Raw genomic sequence first — 22519 nt, 5'->3', positions numbered from 1 at the left:
CCTTTTGCATTTTTGTCATTTGGATCGAGTAAACTAAAGCGAGATCTCAGTTAACCCAAGCCAACATCCGCAATACGCTTCTGGATCAACTCACCACACTCCTCTTTTACCACTCTTCTTAACCATTGTTGCGAGGCAGAAGAATCACAGCGCGAGTGCCAGATCAATGAGTAATCAAACGGCATAAACTCGAATGGCAGCGGTTTAACGACTAAGTCATAACGCTCAGCCACCAAATAAGCCAAATCAGCAGGTACAGTAATCACCAACGGCATTCTATCGACAATCGCCAATGCAGCTTCAAGGTGATAAGCACGCAACACCATTTTGCGAGGCTGTTGATTGGCTAACGCGTTGTCTAATAAAGCCTTAACACCATCACTGATCGCAATCATCGCATGCGGGAGTGAAACATAGTCTTCAAGGCTTAAAGGTTGATCCGCCAACGGGTGGTTTTTAGATAACAGACACGACACACCAACCGGCCCCAAGACCTCTTGATGAAGTGGTGCAATGCTGCCACTCGGGCGACAAATCGCCATATCCACACGTTCGGTGCTGAGCTGTTTAAACAAATGCTCATGCTGCAACGGAGCAAACTCCAAAGAGATATTAGGAGCTTGTTCATAAATCTTCGGCAGAGCATAAGGCAAGATGGTTTGCATCGCGTAGTCAGTGGTCGCAATTAAAAAACGCTCACTGCAATAGTAAGGATCGAAATCACTCGGACTAAGCAACTGACGGAATGATTCTAAAGGCTGATCAATGCGCTGGCTGATCTCGAGTGCTTTTTTGGTGGGAATAAGATGCTGACCTTGACGTGTAAACAGGGGATCGTTGAGTAGTTCTCTTAAGCGCCCTAATACTCGGCTAGTTGCCGATTGACTTAGGTTAAGACGAAGCGCAGCCTGGCTTACACTTCCTTCTTCAATCAATACCTTTAAGGCGACCAGTAAATTCAGGTCTCTACGATAGATGTCTTCTAATTCCACGCCACTTACCTAGCTGTATACAATTATCATTGGTCACTAAGTTGTTTATAGCATGCTTTAGATAAAAAAAATCCCGCAATTACGCGGGGAAGCCCAAGAAAATCTGGGGATAGTGTCGGAATGTTGTCGTATTGGAATTTGCTTGTTGTATTCGGGTTAGTGCTCTTGCTCCTCGGCTATGCCTTGCCAACGGCGCATCTCTACCCAAATACCAATAATCGTTGCTACTATGCCAAAAATTGGCATTAGAGAGGTCTCTGTCGATGAGCGTAGTACTAACGCACAAAAAGAAATAAAACAGAGAACTGAATAAATTGTTAATCTATCTAATCCTGTCAACATCGCCACTCCTTAGCTAGTTGCCTTTGTTACAAGTTGTTATCAACTTGTAAACTAAGTTATAGGAAATGATTCTGTTTGCCAAGCACTTATTGCATATTTTTTCTGCAGACGTATTATTCACTCGTTAGATAGATATAGAGATACAAACCATGACATTCAAACCTGAACTGGCAACCCACACTTTAGAAGCTGAAGGCCTGCGTTGCCCAGAGCCAGTAATGATGGTCAGGAAGACAATTAGAAACATGCAGGATGGCGATGTGTTACTGGTAAAAGCTGACGACCCTTCTACAACTCGCGATATTCCGAGCTTTTGTCGTTTTATGGATCATCAGTTAGTCGGCCAAGCGACTGAAGCTTTGCCTTACCAATATTTGATAAGAAAAGGGTTGGAGGCATAAGCCTCACCTAAATATCAAGCATCAAAAAAGCCGCTCGTACCTTATGTTCTTCAACAGAACTCAGAGTACGAGCGGCTTTTTGTTTATTCGTTTCTAGATTTATTTTGCAGATGCTCAAGCTGATGCTGAATTTCTCGGATATCTTTTCGCATAGGAATAATATGCGCAACCCGAATCCAAGCCTCTACCGCAAGCCCAGTCATGATCATCGAACCAGCCACCATTGGTAGCCACATGTCCGTCAACACCATGCCTAATAGTGTAAGTGCAAGACCAAAGGTAAATAGATAACTTTGGCTTTGTGGAGTAATACCCATATAACGCGTCAACATAATCATGCCCTCGTGTTCTTAACTCACAAGGTTAAAATATCATGACAAGTATGACAGTTATATGTCCATTTGCTCGATAAACCCCACAATACTGTAAGAGTATGACCTACAACACATTACTCCACTGGTTGAGTATAATGAAACTCAATACTACCGCTTAATAGAAAGCCGCTGCGATAGCCAAACCCACGAATAACAAGGCTGTGATCTTGCGAATCAGGTCAAGTGGCATCTTATCTGCTGATAGCTTACCAATGATCACCACAGGCACATTCGCCAACAACATACCAATGGTAGTACCGAGAATGACCCACGTTAATGCATCCGAATATTGAGCCCCTAGAATCGATGTTGCAATCTGAGTCTTATCACCGATCTCAGCAATGAAGAAAGCGATAAAACTGGCGACAAACGGCCCTCGGTTCGAGATCTGCTCATCATCGTCTAATTTATCAGGAATCAGAATCCAACCCGCCATCGCAATGAAACTGACCACCAGCACCCACTTAAGCACTTCGGGAGATAAATAATCGGCGACCACAACCCCAAGCCACGCAGCAAGGGCATGATTGGCAATGGTGGCAAAGAAAATAGCCGCAATGATAGGTAACGGTTTTCGATATCGACTGGCTAATAAAAGGGATAGCAACTGAGTCTTATCACCGATCTCGGCTAAGGCGACAGTTGTAATTGAAATTGCTAAAACGCTCACGACATGCTCATTTGGGATGAGGATTATTATATTTAACCAAAGACAAACCTCGCGCCCCATCCCGGTTCACGATGCTTGTCTAAGGTCTTGCTAGGCGCCACCAAGGTGGTGGTTGCCTCGAACGCCATGATGATTTTGCATCAATTATGTTGACGAACGAACTCATTCAATAGGATATGAATAAGCAAGCTACTCCCCAAAGACCGCGAGATTTTAATCACCCATGCTTTCAAACACAAGTGTCAAAGTTATCAAAATATCTACTTGTACCGAAAAACAAACATTAAAGGCAAAAAAATCCACTAAACGATATTTTAGACCACTAATTAAACAAGATTACCCCTACTCGCTTTACCAATATCTCGGTATACTCAGAGGTTATTTTTATCATTCATTTAAAAGAATCGCGCGAACCTGACTATGCAAAAATACGATATCAAAACCTTCCAGGGAATGATCCTCGCGCTGCAGGATTACTGGGCACAAAACGGTTGTACCATTGTTCAACCACTAGATATGGAAGTAGGTGCTGGCACCTCTCACCCAATGACATGTCTACGTGCACTTGGCCCAGAGCCAATGTCTACGGCATACGTTCAACCTTCTCGTCGTCCGACCGATGGTCGTTACGGTGAAAACCCGAACCGCCTGCAGCACTACTATCAATTCCAAGTAGCCCTAAAACCTTCTCCAGATAACATCCAGGAGTTGTACTTAGGCTCGCTTGAAGTTCTTGGTGTCGACCCACTTGTTCACGATATTCGCTTCGTAGAAGACAACTGGGAAAACCCAACGCTAGGCGCATGGGGTCTTGGTTGGGAAGTATGGCTAAACGGTATGGAAGTGACTCAATTCACTTACTTCCAACAAGTTGGCGGTCTTGAGTGTAAGCCTGTAACGGGTGAGATCACTTACGGTATCGAGCGTCTAGCAATGTACATCCAAGAAGTAGACTCCGTTTACGACCTTGTATGGAATGTAGCACCAGACGGTTCTAACGTGACTTACGGTGACATCTTCCACCAAAACGAAGTTGAGCAATCAACATACAACTTCGAGCACGCAGACGTAGATTTCCTATTCACTTTCTTCGACCAGTGCGAAAAAGAGTGTAAAGAGCTACTTGAGCTTGAGAAGCCACTGCCGCTTCCAGCTTACGAGCGCATTCTAAAAGCAGGTCACGCATTCAACATTCTTGATGCGCGCAAAGCTATCTCTGTAACAGAGCGTCAACGTTACATCCTTCGTATCCGCAACCTGACTAAAGCTGTTGCAGAGGCGTACTACGCGTCACGTGAAGCGCTTGGCTTCCCAATGTGTAAGAAGGATAAATAATCATGGCGAAGAATTTTCTAATTGAACTGGGTACGGAAGAGCTTCCACCAACGGCACTTCGTTCTCTAGCAGAAGCCTTTGCTTCTAACTTTGAAGCGGGTCTTAAAACGGCTGAGCTTTCTCACGAAGGCATCAAGTGGTACGCAGCACCTCGTCGTCTAGCACTTAAAGTGACTGCACTGGCTGAAGGCCAAGCAGACAAAGTAGTTGAGAAGCGCGGTCCTGCAATTTCTGTCGCATTCGATGCTGAAGGCAACGCGACTAAAGCTGCACAAGGTTGGGCTCGTGGTAACGGTATCACTGTTGAGCAAGCTGACCGTCTGAAAACAGACAAAGGCGAGTGGCTTCTTTTCAAACAAGAAGTAGCTGGCAAACCTGTTCAAGAATTGGTGATGGACATCGCTGCAAAAGCTCTCGCTGGCCTACCAATTCCTAAAGCAATGCGCTGGGGTAACTCCGACATTCAATTTATCCGTCCAGTGAAAACACTGACAGTACTACTAGGTGATGAGCTTGTTGAAGGCAAAATCCTAGGCGTAGCTTCTGCTCGTACTATCCGTGGCCACCGTTTCATGGGCGAACAAGAGTTCACAATCGACTCTGCTGACCAATACCCTGCGATCTTAGAAGAGCGCGGTAAAGTAATGGCAGATTACGATGCGCGTAAAGCGATCATTCTTGCTGATGCTAAAAAAGCAGCAGACGCGGTTGGCGGTATTGCTGACCTAGAAGATGACCTTGTTGAAGAAGTTACCTCTTTGGTTGAATGGCCAGTGGTGCTTACTGCTAAGTTTGAGCAAGAGTTCCTAAAAGTGCCTTCTGAAGCATTGGTTTACACCATGAAAGGCGACCAGAAGTACTTCCCAGTGTATGACGCTGATAAGAACCTTCTGCCAAACTTCATCTTCGTTTCGAACATCGAGTCTAAAGAGCCTCGTCACGTAATCGAAGGTAACGAGAAAGTTGTACGTCCACGTCTTGCTGATGCTGAGTTCTTCTTCAACACAGACCGTAAGCGCCCGCTGATCGACCGTCTTGCTGAACTAGACCAAGCTATCTTCCAGAAGCAGCTGGGCACGATCAAAGACAAGACAGACCGCATCACAGAACTTGCTGGCTACATTGCTGAGCAAATCGATGCTGACGTTGAGAAATCTAAGCGTGCAGGCCTACTGGCTAAGTGTGACCTAATGACATCAATGGTATTCGAATTTACGGATACTCAAGGTGTGATGGGCATGCACTACGCGACTCACGATGGTGAAGACGAGCAAGTAGCACTAGCACTTTACGAGCAGTACATGCCTCGTTTCGCGGGTGACACACTGCCAAGCACTGGTATTTCATCAGCAGTAGCAATGGCAGACAAGCTAGACACTATCGTAGGTATCTTCGGTATTGGCCAAGCTCCAAAAGGTTCTGACCCATTCGCTCTACGTCGTGCATCACTCGGTGTGCTACGTATCATCGTTGAAAACGGCTACAACCTAGACCTAACCGATCTAATCGGTAAAGCGAAAGGGCTACTAGGCGACAAGCTAACTAACGACAACGTAGAAGCTGATGTTATCGACTTCATGTTAGGTCGTTTCCGCGCATGGTACCAAGATGCTGGTTTCAGCGTTGATATCATCCAAGCGGTACTAGCACGTCGTCCAACTAAGCCTGCTGACTTTGACCAACGTGTTAAAGCAGTTTCTCACTTCCGTGAACTGGAAGCAGCAGAAGCACTAGCTGCAGCGAACAAGCGTGTAGGTAACATCCTTGCGAAATTCGATGGCGAACTACCAGCAGAAATCGACCTAACTCTTCTTCAAGAAGACGCAGAGAAAGCACTGGCTGAGAACGTTGAAGTCATGACGGAAGCACTAGAACCAGCATTCGCAACAGGCAACTACCAAGAAGCCCTAAGCAAGCTTGCCGATCTACGTGAACCAGTAGATGCATTCTTCGATAACGTAATGGTTATGGCTGATGATGAAGCGCTTAAGAAGAACCGTCTAACGCTACTGAACAACCTACGTAACCTGTTCCTACAGATTGCTGATATCTCTCTACTGCAAAAATAAGCACGAGTGAGACTGTTGCTCTAATTCATGTTCTGAGCAACAACAGGTAAACACCCAAAGGGAAGCGAAAGCTTCCCTTTTTGTTTTTGTGAACCAAGCATTTGTTTGTAGAGGTGTTATTGATTAACTGAATGAATCAGCACTCAGACTGTAGAGGGCATTGTTTGCTATAACTGACCTGTTTATTCAGGGGAAGGGAACAATGAAAAAAACAGTACTCGCGCTTTCAATACTCGCACTCAGCGCATGCAGCCAAACCAGTGATGACAGCTTATTACTGACGATTGATAACAACACTGTCGTATTTGAATCGACAGGAAAAGGCACTGTTATCGCTGAACAGGAACTCGCTAAAGGTAGCTATACCTTCTCTATCAGCGATACTAAAAATACCTGTGGCACCAACTATGCGCTGGCTGAAGAAAACCGCATCAAATTCAATAAACCCCTTCGCCTAGACGACTGCGCCGAGAAGTCTGAATTAGATATCAAGGTCTTTCGCGCTAACACCTATCAGTTTACGCTCAACCCACAAACCAATGAGCTGACGGTTCAAATAAAGCCGAAGCAACAACAAGTACAAAGTTTTGCTTGTCCGATTCCTAGTGACGAGCCAACGACCATCGACGTTGCTCAAACCTTTGATGATGGCACCGTGGTAAGAGACGCTCTTTCAGGCAAACAAGCCACAGTAACTAATGGCAGCGTCACCATGCAGCCAGCAGAAAATAGCCAAGGTGTCTTGTTGCTAGAAAAGGTTGAGCCCGAAACCAAAGCTGAATTTAGTTGGGATAACGCCACGGTTTATTTCGTGATGACCGACCGCTTCCACAACGGCAACCCTGACAACGACAACAGTTACGGTCGCAGCCAAGACGGACAAGACGAAATCGGCACCTTTCATGGTGGCGATTTAGCAGGCTTAACCGAAAAGCTCGATTACATCGAATCACTCGGTGCTAATGCTATCTGGATAACGTCTCCGTTAGAACAGATCCACGGCTGGGTTGGCGGTGGTGACAGAGGTGATTTCAAGCATTATGGCTACCATGGTTACTACCACCAAGATTGGACCAAGCTTGATGACAACATGGGTACCGAAGACGAGCTGAAAACCTTCATCGATACCGCGCATAGCAAAGGCATTCGTGTCGTCTGGGACGTGGTAATGAACCACACTGGTTACGCTACCCTTGCCGACATGCAAGAGTTCGACTTTGGTAAGCTCAACCTCACCGATGAAGAAGCAACAAAAACACTTGGCGAAAACTGGACTGACTGGCAACCCGCTAAAGGTCAAAACTGGCACTACTTCAACAACTACATCTCTTACAGCGATAAAGAAGCGTGGGAGAAGTGGTGGGGCAAAGCATGGCTACGCAGCGATATCGGCGCTTATGATTCTCCGGGTTATAACAACCTGACCATGTCTTTAGCGCACCTGCCCGATTTCAAAACAGAATCGACAGAAACCACTGGGCTACCGAACTTCTATCGCAACAAATCCACCAGCGCGACCGATGAACTTAAAACACCTCGTGAACATCTGATCACTTGGTTGTCTGATTGGGTGCGCGAATACGGTGTGGATGGCTTTAGGGTTGATACCGCCAAGCACGTTGAGTTAGATGCGTGGGCAGAGCTTAAAGAGAGCACTAACCAAGCGCTTGCAGAATGGAAGCAAAACAACCCAGACAAAGCGTTGGATGACCTACCATTCTGGATGACGGGTGAAGTATGGGCACACAGCGTAGTGAAATCAGACTATTTCGCTAACGGGTTTGATTCGATCATCAACTTTGAATTCCAGAGTGATATCGCCCCCAAAGCACTTAAGTGTCTATCCGATCTCGATGCTGACTACCTGCGCTACGCAGACAAGATCAACAATGACAGCGAGTTCAACGTGTTGAGTTACCTATCGTCTCACGACACCTCGCTATTCTGGACGCAGCACGGCAGTGACTTTGCTCAACAGGCCAAAGCAGCGAATGCATTAATGCTGGCTCCCGGTGCAGTTCAGATCTATTACGGTGATGAAATCGCTCGTGATTTCGGCCCAACAGGATCAGATCCGATGCAGGGCACCCGTTCAGACATGCCTTGGGATCAAATCACAGGCGAACGAGCGCAACTGTTAGAACACTGGCAGACCCTTGGCCAATTCCGCCAACGCCACCCTGCCGTTGCCCAAGGTAAGCACATCATCCGCAACAGCAAGGGCTACTATGCGTTCGAACGACAATACCAAGATGACAAGGTATTAGTCGTTTATACCGGCTCAAAGTAAGCGCTGATTGAAATAACCCGCAGAAATTAAAAGGAGAAGCTTAGGCTTCTCCTTTTTTGATCACGAAACACTCGTCCAATAAGAAAGCAGACACTCATTAGTTAAACTTTATAGAAGTTTTTTTCGTGTTAGAGCATTTGGCGCTATGCGTCGCAAAAACATTGCGGTATGTTCAAGGAACACACTGATGGTAGACATAAGGTCTGCCTTAATGACACATAACAAGCAATCACAATGAATTAGGTAAAATAAGTAATGCAGTTCTCTAAGTTTGGTGAAAAGTTTAATCGATACTCTGGAATCACTCGTTTAATGGATGATTTGAATGATGGCCTGCGCACTCCTGGCGCAATCATGCTCGGTGGTGGTAACCCAGCCGCTATCCCAGCCATGCTCGATTACTTTAACCAAGCCAGTGCCGACATGCTCGCCAGTGGAGAACTCATTGCCGCCCTCGCCAACTACGATGGTCCACAAGGTAAAGACAGCTTCATTAAATCATTAGCGGCGATGCTAAAAGAGACCTATGGCTGGGACATCAGCGAGAAGAACATCAGCCTGACTAATGGCAGTCAGAGCGGCTTCTTTTACCTATTCAACCTGTTAGCGGGTCAACAGCCAGACGGTTCACACAAGAAAATCCTACTGCCGATCGCACCGGAATACATCGGTTATGGCGATGCAGGCATTGACGACGATATCTTTATCTCTTACCACCCAGAGATCGAGCTGCTTGAAAACAGACAGTTCAAATACCACGTCGATTTTGAACAGCTAAAAGTTGATGACTCGGTTGCCGCTATCTGCGCCTCTCGTCCAACCAACCCAACGGGTAACGTACTGACCGACGAAGAAGTGCGTAAACTGGATAAGCTGGCGCGTGAAAACAACATCCCACTGCTGATCGACAATGCTTACGGCCTGCCGTTTCCAAACATCATCTTTGAAGATGTCGAACCATTCTGGAATGAAAATACGATTCTGTGCATGAGCTTATCTAAGCTTGGTTTGCCGGGTGTGCGTTGCGGTATCGTAATTGCGAGTGAAGAAGTAACACAAGCATTGACCAACATGAATGGCATCATTAGCTTAGCGCCAAACAGTGTTGGCCCTGCAATTGCCAATCACATGATTGAAAAAGGCGATTTACTGCGCTTGAGTAGCGAGGTAATCAAACCTTTCTATAAAGACAAATCTCTACGTGCGGTTGAGCTTTTACAAGAAGCGATCGATGACCCTCGTTTCCGTATCCACAAGCCTGAAGGTGCGATTTTCTTATGGCTATGGTTTGATGAGCTGCCGATTACCACCATGGAGCTGTACGACCGCCTCAAAGCTCGTGGCGTATTGATTGTTCCGGGTGAATACTTCTTTATCGGCCAAGAAGACGAGTGGGATCATGCCCATCAATGTCTACGCATGAACTATGTGCAAGATGATGAGGCGATGCAGAAAGGCATTAATATTATTGCAGAAGAAGTGAAAAAGGCTTACAGCGAAAGTAAATAGAGATTCCCTACTCGGTCGTTCCTCCCTCTATGGAATGACGGTGATAGGACAAACAAAAAAGAGCACCTCATGAGGTGCTCTTTCACTTTTACTTCCCGATATTTATTAGCTCAAATGAGCTAATAACGCTTAACCTTCTAGAAGACTATTACCATTAATAGCAATCTTACGTGGTTGCATCGCTTCTGGAATTTCACGTTCTAGGTCGATGTGAAGAAGACCATTTTCCATGCTTGCGCCCACCACCTTTACATAGTCAGCCAGTTGGAATTTACGCTCGAAATCGCGCTCTGCAATACCTTGGTATACGAAAGTTTTCTCGGCTTCAGCTTTACGCTCACCTTTAACAATTAGCATGTTCTCTTTTTGAGTAAGGTCTAATTGATCATCTGCAAAACCAGCGACTGCCATAGTAATACGGTAGTTGTTCTCGTCTTTCTGCTCGATATTGTAAGGAGGGTAACCGCCAGAAGTATTTTTCGACGTGTTCGATTCCATCATGTTGAATAGACGATCGAAGCCGATTGCGTTGCGGTAAAGTGGAGTGAAATCTACAGTTCTCATAATGCTATCCTTTTAGTAAGCAATAGTCTTAGCTGTAATTTTTACTGAGATCGAACCTGTGAATGATTCAGTAAACAGCTAAGGGATTCAATTCGCATTCCACGGGTTTCACCTCGTTTGGCGACAACTCTGGGACATGACAATGAATCAATTCTTAAATTGTGTGCTGCCAAAGTTATCCTCTATTGAGCGATACTCTAGCAACGATTATGAAGGTTCTGTTTCTTCTCTTGTAGAGCAAGACAGTCATCCTCTTCATAACTAGATATGTGGATTGAGCAAATCAGTTTCAAGCGTTTATTTTCAATTATTTTTCCAATCCAATATTTTTCAATCACTTAAAAATAAAAAAAGACCGTCATTTCTGACAGTCTTTTCAATAAGATATTGAGTTTTTTGAGACGAAGCTATTTCGTTTTAGTTCAAAGAAGAGACGCGGAGCATACGAATGTATGTGAGCACCTCTGACACAGAAATTAAGCGAAAGAGCGAAGTATCAAAGGTACTAAACGTCTAGGTTAGCTACTTTAAGTGCGTTTTCTTCGATGAAGTTACGACGCGGTTCTACTTGGTCGCCCATCAACGTTGTAAACAACAGATCAGCACCAACAGCATCTTCAATCGTTACTTGCATCATACGACGAGTTTCAGGATCCATTGTTGTTTCCCAAAGCTGATCAGGGTTCATCTCACCTAGACCTTTGTATCGTTGTAGGCTCAGGCCACGACGAGACTCTTTCACTAACCAGTTCAGAGCTTCAACGAAGCTAGACACTTCTTGAGTACGCTCGCCACGCTTAATGTAAGCACCTTCTTCAATCAGGCCATCAAGTGCTTCAGAAAGATCCGCTAGCTTGCCAAACTCTTTCGAGTTGATAAGGTCAATGCTCAGTACGTGCTCATGAGTTACACCATGAGTACGAACCACAATCTTAGGAACGCTTAAACCTAGCTCTTCGTGTTTTTCAACTTCAAGAGAATATTGGCTCGCACCCGCTTCTTTACCGTTTAACTGCTCTACAAGCTGCTTACCCCAAGCTTCAACTACCGCGTCATCATGACACTGCTCAGCGGTTAGGCGAGGAACGTAAATCAGTTCGTGAACCAATGCGCGTGGGTAGCGGCGGCTCATACGGTCAACTAGCTTGATGCCTGCATTGTATTGCTGAACAAGCTTCTCTAAGCCTTCACCAGCAAACGCAGGTGCTTCAGGATTTACGTGCAGTTCTGCATTGTCTAAAGCCAAAGATACTTGATACTGGTTCATCGCATCTTCATCTTTGATGTACTGCTCTTGCTTACCCTTCTTCACTTTGTAAAGTGGCGGTTGAGCAATGTAGATGTAACCACGTTCAATCAACTCTGGCATTTGACGGTAGAAGAACGTCAGTAGCAGAGTACGGATGTGAGAACCATCGACATCGGCATCGGTCATGATGATGATGTTGTGGTAACGCAGTTTATCTGGGTTGTATTCATCACGGCCAATACCACAACCAAGGGCTGTGATTAGCGTTGCGACTTCTTGAGAAGACAGCATTTTATCGAAACGCGCTTTCTCTACGTTAAGGATTTTACCTTTAAGCGGTAGGATTGCTTGGTTCTTACGGTTACGCCCCTGCTTAGCTGATCCGCCAGCAGAGTCTCCTTCCACAATATATAGTTCAGACTGTGCAGGATCTTTTTCCTGACAGTCAGCTAGTTTACCTGGAAGACCTGCTAAATCTAATGCGCCTTTACGACGAGTCATCTCACGAGCTTTACGCGCTGCATCACGAGCACGCGCTGCATCGATAATTTTAGAACAAACGATTTTAGCTTCACCTGGGTTCTCAATTAGGAACTCAGATAGCTTCTCACCCATCGTAGACTCAACGGCAGACTTCACTTCTGAAGAAACCAGCTTGTCTTTAGTTTGGCTTGAGAACTTAGGATCTGGCACTTTCACTGAAACAATCGCCGTCAAACCTTCACGAGCATCATCACCTGATGTTGAAGTCTTCGCTTTCTTCGAAAAGCCTTCTTTATCCATGAAGCTGTTCAAGGTACGCGTTAATGCAGCACGGAAACCCGCTAAGTGAGCACCACCATCGCGTTGAGGGATGTTGTTGGTGAAACAGTAGATGTTTTCTTGGTAACCATCGTTCCACTGCATTGCAACTTCAACGGTAATGCCGTCATCACGCTCTGAATCAAAGTGGAAAATCTTTTGGATGATTGGTGTTTTGTTGGTATTAAGGTGTTCAACAAACGCTTGGATGCCGCCTTCGTATTCGAAGTGATCCATTTTGTCTTCTTCGCGCTTATCAATTAGCTTAATTGATACACCTGAGTTCAAGAATGATAGCTCGCGTAGACGCTTAGCTAAAATATCGTAATGGAACTCGATGTTAGTGAAGGTTTCTTCACTCGGCCAGAAACGAATCTCTGTACCTGTTTTGTCCGTATCACCCACAACCGCTAGTGGCGCTTGAGGCTCACCGTGGCAGTATGTTTGAGTGTGGATTTTGCCACCGCGGTGGATAGTAAGAGTAACTTGCTTAGAAAGTGCGTTAACTACTGAAACACCAACACCGTGCAAGCCACCAGATACTTTGTACGAGTTATCATCGAACTTACCACCAGCGTGAAGAACCGTCATGATTACTTCTGCTGCTGATACTTTTTCTTCTGGGTGCAATTCTGTTGGAATACCACGGCCGTCATCGCTTACTGACACAGAACTATCTTCGTGGATAGTTACAATGATGTCATTACAGTGACCAGCGAGTGCTTCATCAATAGAGTTATCTACCACCTCAAAAACCATGTGGTGCAGACCGGTACCATCATCCGTGTCGCCAATGTACATTCCAGGACGCTTACGTACCGCATCCAGACCCTTCAGTACTTTAATACTCGATGAATCGTAATTATCTGACATAGTTACTCTCTGACTAATTATCCTTGCTCTATTTTGCCATGTTCCACATGAAACATCCTGCTATTTTCGTCATGCATATCTGCAATCTGATCAGCGGTAATAGAGCTTACAAAAACTTGAGCCTGGGTCGCCTTTAAACACTCAGCAAGACGTGCTCGGCGTTGGCTATCTAATTCGGAAGCGAAGTCATCTATCAAATAGATGCACTGCTTACCTGTCATTTGAGTGAGGTGTTGCCCTTGTGCTACTCGCAACGCGCACACCATCAACTTCAACTGACCTCGTGACAAGACATCTTCCACTGGAGTGCCGTTCACTTTTATCTTTAGATCCGCTTTGTTTGGCCCACTAAAGGTGTAACCAAGCTGCTGATCCCTTTCAAAATTCTTTTCTAAAATCTCAGCGTATGGGGTGTCTTTATCCCAGCCACGATAATAGTTAATCTTTATCTCAAACTCAGGTAAGAAGGTCGCGCAGATTTCTTCAGCGACTTCTTTTAGTTGTTCAACGTAAGTGGCACGCCACTGGCTGATGCTTTCCGCTAAACGGGCCAATTCTTGATCCCAATAGCTCAGCTCTCGATAGTTCGTCGCCGTTTTCAATAATGCATTACGCTGTTTATTGAGGCGCTTTACCCTGCCCCAAGCATCATAAAAACCCGACTCACTATGGAAGACTCCCCAATCAATGAATGCGCGGCGATGCTTAGGTCCATCGGTTAGTAAATCAAACCCTTCCGGGTGAATCAACTGCAAAGGTAAGACTTGAGCTAACTGAGCCAATTTTTGCCCAGTTTGACCGCTTATTTTAACCTCTGTGGTGCCATCGCGCTGCTTATTAATGCCAATTGGCAGCTCAAATTGATCCGAGGTCATAAAACGGCCATGGACAAACAGTTCGCTACACTCATTTTGAATGATACGACCGGTTAAGGAGCTTTTGAACGAGCGACCATGTCCGAGCAGATACACCGCTTCAAGGACACTGGTTTTGCCGCTTCCGTTAGCCCCTATAAGAAAGTTAAAGCCTGATGACGGTTGAATGTCACAGGCTTCAATATTTCTAAACTGCTTTACGATTAAGCGCGATAAAGGCATAACGTCTTCATATTAATCTTCAATCACGGCTCGATAGACAAACGTTGTTGATAAGCAAACATAATGTATAAACAAACACGGCTTACAAACGAATCGGCATAACAACGTACATCGCGCTGTCATCTTGTGCATTCTCAATCAAGGCACTCGCATTCGCGTCTGACATTGAGATACGAACTTGTTCACAACGCAGCGTATTCAATACATCCAATACGTAGCTTACGTTAAAGCCAATCTCTAGTGCGTCACCATCAAAGGTTACGTCTAACACTTCTTCCGCTTCTTCTTGCTCTGGGTTGTTCGCGGTAATACGCATCTCGCTATCTACAAGATTAACGCGAACACCACGGAATTTTTCATTCGAAAGAATCGCAGCACGAGAAAACGCTGAACGTAACTCATCACAGCCAGCTTCTAATGTCTTGGTGGTATTTTGCGGCATTACGCGGCGATAATCAGGGAAACGACCATCAACGAGTTTAGAAGTGAATACATAGTTGTTCACTTCAGCGCGCACATTAGAGTTACCAATTTGCAGCGTTACTGGCTGTTCAGGTGCATCCAGTAGCTTTACTAGCTCTTGAACCCCCTTACGAGGAACAATGATCTGCTTTTGAGCAAAATCGGCACCCAGTTGCGCTTGTGATACCGCCATACGGTGACCATCAGTTGCGACACTACGTAGGATAGAACCTTCAATCTCAAACAACATACCGTTGAGGTAGTAACGAACGTCTTGGTTCGCCATTGAGAATTGTGTTTTCTCGATCAGACCGCGCAATTCAGCTTGTGTCACTGACACTTCAACTTCACTGCTCCAGTCTTCAATGTTTGGAAAATCTGCCGCAGGTAATGTTGCCAATGAGAAACGGCTACGACCAGAACGAACCTGAACACGGTCACCATCCAATACCACGGTAATCACTGAGCTGTCTGGCAAGCCACGACAAATATCTAGGAACTTACGTGAAGGTACGGTAATGCTGCCCGCTTCGAAATCACCTTCAAGCGTTACACGGCTGATCAATTCAACTTCTAGATCCGTCGCTGTCATCGACAACACGTTATCTTCTACTTTAATCAGTAGGTTTCCTAGAATTGGAAGCGTTGGCCTGCCACCGAGTGCGCCAGATACTTGTTGTAATGGCTTTATCAGGTGACTACGTTCAATGGTAAATTTCATATCTTGCTCTTACGGTCTAATTGGCACTGCGTAATAGTACGTGGCCAAGATTCTGCTTATTAAGGTTAAGAATACTGTGTATTAAGAAGAAAGGGTACGAATCAAGTTCGAATAATCTTCTTTAATGTCGTGGCTCTCTTCACGCAGCTGAGCAATCTTACGACAAGCGTGCAACACGGTCGTGTGGTCACGGCCACCGAATGCATCGCCAATCTCAGGCAAGCTGTGGTTAGTCAGCTCTTTAGCCAATGCCATCGCCAGTTGGCGTGGACGAGCAACAGAGCGAGAACGACGTTTAGATAATAGATCAGCAACTTTGATTTTGTAGTATTCAGCGACTGTCTTTTGAATGTTATCAATGGTGACCAGTTTTTCTTGCAGAGCAAGTAAGTCACGCAGTGCTTCACGCACGAAATCGATCGTGATCGGACGGCCAGTGAAGTTTGCATTCGCAATAACACGGTTCAATGCGCCTTCAAGCTCACGAACGTTAGAGCGTAAACGCTTAGCAATAAAGAATGCCACTTCATCCGCAAGATGAATTTGGTGGTCTTCTGCTTTCTTCATCAAGATCGCCACACGAGTCTCAAGCTCTGGTGGCTCAATCGCAACCGTCAAACCCCAACCGAAGCGAGATTTAAGACGATCTTCTACCCCGTTGATCTCTTTTGGATAACGGTCAGACGTTAGGATGATCTGTTGATTGCCTTCAAGCAGCGCGTTAAAGGTATGGAAGAACTCTTCTTGAGAACGCTCTTTATTCGCGAAGAATTGGATATCATCGATAAGCAAGGCATCAACACTACGGTAGTAGCGCTTAAATTCTTCAATCGCGTTATTTTGTAGCGCCTTCACCATATCCTGAACAAAACGCTCAGAATGCATGTAAACCACTTTCGCATTCGGTTTGTTGTCAACAATGGCATTACCCACCGCATGCAACAAGTGCGTCTTACCTAAACCAGTTCCACCGTATAAAAACAACGGGTTATAGGCTGTTCCTGGATTATCAGAAACCTGACGTGCCGCCGCTAAACCCAATTGGTTTGATTTACCCTCAACAAAGTTATTGAACTTATGTTTTGGGTTTACGTTTGAACGGTGGTTAAGGTCAACCGCTACAGGCTCTTCATCACGCCATATATTGTGAACAGGCTTACGAGCTTGTAACTGCGCAGGTGCTGACGATTCAGCGGCCACATCAGCGGCTGTACGTGTACGAGCTGGGGCGATAGTCTCAGGTTTTGGAGCAGTAACTCGTTTACTTCCAATCTCAAAATGAAGATGTGGAATATCATTACCACAATATTCTTGTAGCAAACGGTTGATGCTATTTAGGTACTTATCGCGCACCCAATCGAGTACAAATCGGTTTGGTGCAAATAGAGTTAGAGTATTACCATTGAGCTCCGCTTGTAACGGACGTACCCACATACTGAATTCTGTAGCTGGTAATTCTTCTTGAAGCTGTTGCAAGCATTGCAACCAAAGCGAAGATGACACGGTGCCCCACTCTATTTAAGTTATATGAAATGACCGCTAATTTTACCTGTTGATAAGTCAGATCACCAGCAATTGATCACAGATCCAGTGAATAAGATCCAAGTTATTCACAATAAATAGGGCAAAATTGGCTGGATCCACACATCTTGCCCCTACTTTACTCACACAACGATCCACTTATGCCCGGATCCTTGCTAGTTATCCCCAAATCGAGAATGCGATCTGGTTATGGTTAATAACATCTGGTTATTTATTCTATTGAGCAATTTCCCAGTAACATCCAACCCTATAAATATAAGGAGTTACCAAATGAATAACTGGATTAAGGCTGCAATTGCGGCTATCGCACTCTCTGCTGCTACTGTTCAAGCTGCGACTGAAGTTAAAGTCGGCATGTCTGGTCGCTACTTCCCATTCACTTTCGTAAAACAGGACCAACTACAAGGTTTTGAAGTGGATTTATGGGATGAGATCGGTAAACGTAATGACTATAGCGTTGAATACGTGACTGCAAACTTCTCTGGTCTGTTTGGTCTTCTTGAAACGGGTCGAATCGATACGATTTCAAACCAAATTACAATCACGGATGCACGTAAAGCGAAATACCTATTCGCAGACCCATACGTAGTAGACGGCGCACAAATTACCGTTCGTAAAGGTAATGACAGCATTCAAGGCATCGAAGACCTTGATGGCAAGACGGTTGCAGTAAACCTTGGTTCAAACTTTGAGCAACTATTACGCAGCTACGATAAAGATGGCAAAATCAATGTGAAAACCTACGATACGGGTATTGAGCATGATGTTGCACTGGGTCGTGCCGATGCATTCGTTATGGATCGCCTATCAGCACTAGAGCTTATTAAGAAGACTGGTCTACCATTACAGCTAGCAGGACAACCATTCGAGACTATCGAGAATGCATGGCCTTTCGTAAACAACGACAACGGCAAAAAACTGCAAGCTGAAGTAAACCAAGCACTCGCAGCAATGCGTGAAGATGGTACGCTAGAGAGCATCTCTCAAAAATGGTTCGGTGCGGACATTACTAAGAAGTAATTACTCACTCAACGCATTCAGAGCCCACTGCTTATACAGCGGTGGGCTTTTTGCTTTTGTGTACTGATTAAAAAGCCTGATATAACAGTATTTCCAAACAATACTTCCAATAAAAATATGAGATAGATTATGGGATTTGACTTTAACTACATGCTAGGTCTGTTGCCAATACTGCTGAAGTATTTAGGCACCACTATGGAGATGGCAATCTGGGGCTTATTTTTCGCTCTGATTCTATCTTTGATACTGGCGAACATTCGTGTATTCAAAATCCCAGTACTCGACCAACTGAGTCAGCTGTATATTAGCTTCTTCCGAGGCACGCCACTGCTGGTACAACTGTTCCTTCTTTATTACGGTCTACCCCAGGTATTTCCGTGGATGGTTGGACTCGATGCGTTTGGCGCTGCGGTTATCGGCTTAACCTTGCACTTTGCTGCCTACATGGCTGAAAGTATTCGTGCTGCCATAATCGGTATCGATCGTAGCCAAATGGAAGCCAGCCTCTCAGTCGGTATGACAACCAGCCAAGCGATGCGTCGAGTGATCTTGCCGCAGGCTACCCGTGTGGCACTGCCGTCTTTGATGAACTATTTCATCGACATGATCAAGTCAACTTCCCTTGCCTTCACCTTAGGTGTGGCTGAAATCATGGCCAAAGCTCAAATGGAAGCATCTTCAAGTTTCCGCTTCTTTGAGGCTTTCCTAGCGGTTGCGCTGATTTATTGGGGCGTGGTGGTTATCCTCACTCGCATTCAAATCTGGGCCGAAGTAAAACTGAATAAGGCATATGTACGATGATCAAATTAGAAAATATCCACAAGCAGTTTGGTGACACCGAAGTTCTTAAAGGGATCGACCTAGAAATCAATCAAGGTGAGATAATTGTCATCATAGGTTCAAGTGGTACGGGTAAGTCTACACTGCTGCGCTGCGTTAACTTTCTCGAGCAAGCTGATCAAGGCAAGATTTCCATCGATGATATTAACGTCGATGTAAAAAAACACACCAAAGCCGAGGTACTCGCACTACGTCGTAAGACCGGTTTTGTGTTCCAAAACTACGCGCTGTTTGCTCACCAAACGGCAAAGCAGAATATTGCCGAAGGCTTGATTACCGTTCGTGGTTGGAAAAAGCAGCAAGCTCATGAAAAAGCACAACAAATATTAGATGATATCGGTTTAGGTGACAGAGCAGATAGCTACCCAGCAGCGCTTTCTGGTGGGCAGCAACAACGTGTTGGTATTGGCCGAGCAATGGCCCTTCAACCGGAGCTTTTATTGTTCGATGAGCCGACTTCAGCGCTCGATCCTGAGTGGGTTGGTGAAGTACTTAACCTAATGAAAAAATTGGCAAATCAGCATCAAACCATGCTGGTGGTCACCCATGAAATGCAATTTGCTAAAGAGGTTGCTGACCGAGTGATCTTCATGGCTGATGGCCATATTGTCGAACAGGGATCTCCACAGGATATTTTTGGTAATCCACAGGATCCTAAATTACAAAAATTCTTAAATAAGGTCGGGATCGACTAAGGATCCTTGTGATTTTAGTTATTCTACGTATAATCCCCCGACCGGAATTTTAGTTAACCCAATCATTGACACTTTTTGTGACAGTGATTACAATTCCGCCTCTTTGTTGAGAGGCGTCGGTTTTCCTTTCTTATATAAAGAAGAGAAAAAATGCCCACGCCGGGTTTAACAAAAACCTAAAACTACTGATCAGTAAGGTAATTACAATGAAACGCACTTTTCAACCTACAGTTCTAAAGCGTAAGCGTACACACGGTTTCCGTGCTCGCATGGCTACTAAGAACGGTCGCGCAACAATCAATGCACGTCGTGCAAAAGGCCGTAAGCGTCTTTCTAAGTAATCTTTGATTATTTTGAATAAGCTAGCCTTCGGTCGGGAGTTACGCTTGTTAACTCCCGAACATTATCAGAATGTCTTCAAGCAAGCTCATCGAGCCGGCTCCCCTCATTTCACCATCATTGCCCGAAATAACTCTCTTTCAAATCCTCGCCTTGGATTAGCTGTTCCGAAAAAGCAGATTAAAACCGCCGTGGGTCGTAACCGATTCAAGCGTCTTACTCGTGAAAGCTTTCGTAACACTCAACACAAACTTCCTAACAAAGATTTTGTTGTAATCGCTAAAAAGAGCGCGCAAGATTTAAGCAATGAAGAAATGTTCAAGCTACTCGACAAATTATGGCTTCGCCTGTCTCGCCCTTCGCGTGGATAGCGCTAATACCCATCTATTTTTATAGATGGTTTATTAGTCCACTCATCGGCCCACGCTGCCGATTTACTCCAACCTGCTCTTTATATGCGATAGAAGCGTTGAAAGCTCACGGTTTTGTAAAAGGGTGTTGGTTATCAGGCAAACGTCTATTAAAATGCCATCCTTTGAACGAAGGGGGCTTCGACCCCGTTCCACCGGTCCAAAAACAAGACAGAGATAAATAACGATGGATTCTCAACGTAATATCCTGTTAATCGCACTGGCATTGGTTTCTTTTCTACTGTTCCAACAATGGAACGTAGCTCAGAACCCAGCACCACAAGCGGTTGAGCAGGCACAATCTGGCAGCACCCTACCAGCGCCATCTTATGCAGATGATCTAGACCCAACTCCGGGCCAAGTTGCTTCTGCAAAAACTATCACAGTAACAACTGATGTACTGACTCTGTCAATTGATACGGTTGGTGGTGATGTCGTTAAAGCAAATCTAAATGATTACTCTGCTGAGTTTGATTCTGAAGATACGTTTGTTCTTCTTAAGAACGAACCAGGTCACCAATTTATCGCACAAAGCGGTCTAGTGGGTCCTCAAGGTATCGACCTAAGCAGCACAAACCGCCCAAGCTACTCAGTTTCAGCAGACAGCTTCACGCTTGCTGATGGTCAGGATGAACTACGCATCCCGATGACTTACCAAGCGAACGGCCTTGATTACACGAAAACATTCATCCTTAAGCGTGGCAGCTACGCAATGGATGTTGAATACGATGTAGTCAACAACTCTGGTAACAACGCGACATTCGGCATGTACGCTCACCTACGTCAGAACGTAATGGATGACGGCGGTAGCTTAACAATGCCAACTTACCGTGGTGGTGCTTACTCTACGGAAGATACGCGTTACAAAAAATACAGCTTCGACGACATGCAAGATCGCAACCTGTCTCTTAACCTAGCAAATGGTCAAGGTTGGGCAGCGATGATTCAGCACTACTTTGCAAGTGCATGGATCCCACGCGACGAAGCAGGCAGCAACCTTTACACTCGTGTAATTGGTAACCTTGGCGACATTGGTGTTCGTATGCCGAACAAAACCATCGCTACTGGCGACGAAGCAAGCTTTAAAGCAACGCTTTGGGTTGGTCCTAAACTTCAAGACCAAATGGCTGCTGTTGCACCAAACCTAGACCTAGTAGTTGACTACGGTTGGTTATGGTTCATTGCGAAACCACTTCATACTCTGCTTTCGTTCATTCAAGGCATCGTTGTGAACTGGGGTCTGGCAATCATCTGTCTAACGTTTATCGTTCGTGGTGCTATGTACCCACTAACGAAAGCTCAGTACACGTCTATGGCGAAAATGCGTATGCTTCAGCCTAAGCTGACAGCAATGCGTGAGCGTATTGGCGACGACCGTCAACGCATGAGCCAAGAAATGATGGAGCTGTACAAGAAAGAGAAAGTAAACCCACTTGGTGGCTGTTTACCTATCGTCTTGCAAATGCCGATCTTCATTTCGCTATACTGGGCACTAATGGAGTCTGTTGAACTGCGTCACTCACCGTTCTTCGGTTGGATTACTGACCTTTCAGCACAAGACCCGTACTACATCTTGCCACTTCTGATGGGTGCTTCAATGTTCCTAATCCAGAAGATGAGCCCGACAACTGTAACGGATCCAATGCAGCAGAAAATCATGACCTTTATGCCGGTTATGTTTACTTTCTTCTTCTTGTTCTTCCCTTCAGGTCTGGTTCTTTACTGGCTAGTATCGAACATCGTAACTCTGATTCAGCAAACGCTTATCTACCGCGCGCTGGAAAAGAAAGGCTTACACTCTAAGTAAGTTCGATAACAGAAAGAGATAAAAGAAAGGCGACCAAAAGGTCGCCTTTTTGTTTTGAGCTGATTACAATTCAGCTAATTGATTAATCGTGAACGCCCCCTTTGGCCTTCACATGCT

21 protein-coding genes are annotated in these 22519 nt (G+C 45.2%); 12 read left to right on the top strand and 9 right to left on the bottom strand.

Annotation, left to right across the window (positions count from 1 at the left end; translation table 11 throughout):
- Positions 1-50: 50 nt before the first annotated feature.
- Together OW495_RS19960 and OW495_RS19955 are read right to left on the bottom strand one after the other, a co-directional pair.
- Positions 51-992: a LysR family transcriptional regulator gene (locus OW495_RS19960; RefSeq protein WP_004736673.1), complete on the bottom strand. Its 942-nt coding sequence runs from the start codon at positions 990-992 to the stop codon at positions 51-53.
- 156 nt (positions 993-1148) lie between these two features.
- A complete protein-coding gene (locus OW495_RS19955) occupies positions 1149-1334 on the bottom strand; it encodes a hypothetical protein (RefSeq protein WP_004736674.1) in 186 nt (61 codons plus the stop codon).
- A gap of 149 nt (positions 1335-1483) precedes the next feature.
- Here OW495_RS19955 and tusA point away from each other — a divergent pair, with 149 nt between their 5' ends.
- The gene (tusA, locus tag OW495_RS19950; RefSeq protein ID WP_017055492.1) at positions 1484-1735 is read left to right on the top strand and encodes a sulfurtransferase TusA; all 252 of its coding nucleotides are present in this window, start codon (positions 1484-1486) and stop codon (positions 1733-1735) included.
- Between the two features lie 83 nt (positions 1736-1818).
- Here tusA and OW495_RS19945 read toward each other — a convergent pair whose 3' ends face one another.
- Positions 1819-2073: a hypothetical protein gene (locus OW495_RS19945; RefSeq protein ID WP_004736676.1), complete on the bottom strand. Its 255-nt coding sequence runs from the start codon at positions 2071-2073 to the stop codon at positions 1819-1821.
- Between the two features lie 151 nt (positions 2074-2224).
- Positions 2225-2779, bottom strand: coding sequence for a TMEM165/GDT1 family protein (locus OW495_RS19940; RefSeq protein WP_009848160.1), 555 nt, complete (start codon positions 2777-2779; stop codon positions 2225-2227).
- Positions 2780-3199: 420 nt separating this feature from the next.
- Here OW495_RS19940 and glyQ point away from each other — a divergent pair, with 420 nt between their 5' ends.
- The 4 genes from glyQ to OW495_RS19920 all read left to right on the top strand — a co-directional run bounded on the left by glyQ (position 3200) and on the right by OW495_RS19920 (position 9982).
- The gene (glyQ, locus tag OW495_RS19935; protein WP_009848159.1) at positions 3200-4114 is read left to right on the top strand and encodes a glycine--tRNA ligase subunit alpha; all 915 of its coding nucleotides are present in this window, start codon (positions 3200-3202) and stop codon (positions 4112-4114) included.
- 2 nt (positions 4115-4116) lie between these two features.
- Entirely contained in the window at positions 4117-6183 is a 2067-nt protein-coding gene (gene glyS, locus OW495_RS19930; protein ID WP_102514252.1) for a glycine--tRNA ligase subunit beta, read from the top strand.
- Between the two features lie 202 nt (positions 6184-6385).
- Positions 6386-8473: an alpha-amylase gene (locus tag OW495_RS19925; protein WP_102514253.1), complete on the top strand. Its 2088-nt coding sequence runs from the start codon at positions 6386-6388 to the stop codon at positions 8471-8473.
- Positions 8474-8728: 255 nt separating this feature from the next.
- On the top strand, positions 8729-9982 hold the full coding sequence (locus OW495_RS19920; RefSeq protein WP_102514254.1) for a valine--pyruvate transaminase: 1254 nt from the start codon (positions 8729-8731) through the stop codon (positions 9980-9982).
- Positions 9983-10111: 129 nt separating this feature from the next.
- Here the strand turns inward: OW495_RS19920 and OW495_RS19915 are convergent, their stop codons facing one another.
- From OW495_RS19915 to dnaA, 5 genes are all read right to left on the bottom strand, one after another.
- Positions 10112-10546, bottom strand: a complete 435-nt coding sequence (locus OW495_RS19915; RefSeq protein WP_017107513.1) for an Hsp20 family protein — start codon at positions 10544-10546, stop codon at positions 10112-10114.
- 505 nt (positions 10547-11051) lie between these two features.
- Positions 11052-13469 (bottom strand): DNA topoisomerase (ATP-hydrolyzing) subunit B, encoded by a 2418-nt coding sequence (gene gyrB / locus OW495_RS19910; RefSeq protein ID WP_017081727.1) that lies wholly within the window; start codon positions 13467-13469, stop codon positions 11052-11054.
- 17 nt (positions 13470-13486) lie between these two features.
- Positions 13487-14566 carry a DNA replication/repair protein RecF gene (gene recF / locus OW495_RS19905; protein ID WP_017080844.1) on the bottom strand — a complete coding sequence of 360 codons (1080 nt, stop codon included), beginning with the start codon at positions 14564-14566 and terminating at the stop codon, positions 13487-13489.
- Between the two features lie 82 nt (positions 14567-14648).
- Positions 14649-15749: a DNA polymerase III subunit beta gene (gene dnaN / locus OW495_RS19900; RefSeq protein WP_017107516.1), complete on the bottom strand. Its 1101-nt coding sequence runs from the start codon at positions 15747-15749 to the stop codon at positions 14649-14651.
- Between the two features lie 81 nt (positions 15750-15830).
- Positions 15831-17252, bottom strand: a complete 1422-nt coding sequence (gene dnaA / locus OW495_RS19895) for a chromosomal replication initiator protein DnaA (protein WP_289887917.1) — start codon at positions 17250-17252, stop codon at positions 15831-15833.
- A 309-nt stretch (positions 17253-17561) separates the two neighbouring features.
- Between dnaA and OW495_RS19890 the strand changes: the two genes are divergently transcribed.
- From OW495_RS19890 to yidC, 7 genes are all read left to right on the top strand, one after another.
- Positions 17562-18311 (top strand): amino acid ABC transporter substrate-binding protein, encoded by a 750-nt coding sequence (locus OW495_RS19890; protein WP_065104230.1) that lies wholly within the window; start codon positions 17562-17564, stop codon positions 18309-18311.
- 129 nt (positions 18312-18440) lie between these two features.
- A complete protein-coding gene (locus OW495_RS19885) occupies positions 18441-19112 on the top strand; it encodes an amino acid ABC transporter permease (RefSeq protein WP_004735796.1) in 672 nt (223 codons plus the stop codon).
- The gene (locus tag OW495_RS19880; RefSeq protein WP_017111750.1) at positions 19109-19846 is read left to right on the top strand and encodes an amino acid ABC transporter ATP-binding protein; all 738 of its coding nucleotides are present in this window, start codon (positions 19109-19111) and stop codon (positions 19844-19846) included. The genes OW495_RS19885 and OW495_RS19880 overlap by 4 nt, the downstream gene beginning before the upstream one ends.
- Positions 19847-20052: 206 nt before the next feature.
- Complete coding sequence (rpmH, locus tag OW495_RS19875) at positions 20053-20187, top strand: 50S ribosomal protein L34 (RefSeq protein WP_004735800.1); 135 nt, start codon at positions 20053-20055, stop codon at positions 20185-20187.
- Between the two features lie 45 nt (positions 20188-20232).
- Positions 20233-20556: a ribonuclease P protein component gene (gene rnpA, locus OW495_RS19870; RefSeq protein ID WP_017055478.1), complete on the top strand. Its 324-nt coding sequence runs from the start codon at positions 20233-20235 to the stop codon at positions 20554-20556.
- Positions 20523-20780 carry a membrane protein insertion efficiency factor YidD gene (yidD, locus tag OW495_RS19865; protein WP_004735802.1) on the top strand — a complete coding sequence of 86 codons (258 nt, stop codon included), beginning with the start codon at positions 20523-20525 and terminating at the stop codon, positions 20778-20780. Before rnpA ends, yidD begins: the two co-directional genes overlap by 34 nt.
- 2 nt (positions 20781-20782) lie before the next feature.
- On the top strand, positions 20783-22402 hold the full coding sequence (yidC, locus tag OW495_RS19860) for a membrane protein insertase YidC (RefSeq protein WP_065104229.1): 1620 nt from the start codon (positions 20783-20785) through the stop codon (positions 22400-22402).
- Positions 22403-22519 lie beyond the last annotated feature (117 nt).

The sequence above is a fragment of the Vibrio sp. 14N.309.X.WAT.E.F5 genome (assembly GCF_030397615.1).
Taxonomy (GTDB): Bacteria; Pseudomonadota; Gammaproteobacteria; order Enterobacterales; family Vibrionaceae; genus Vibrio; species Vibrio lentus.
This window is presented reverse-complemented; position numbering and strand designations above follow the sequence as displayed.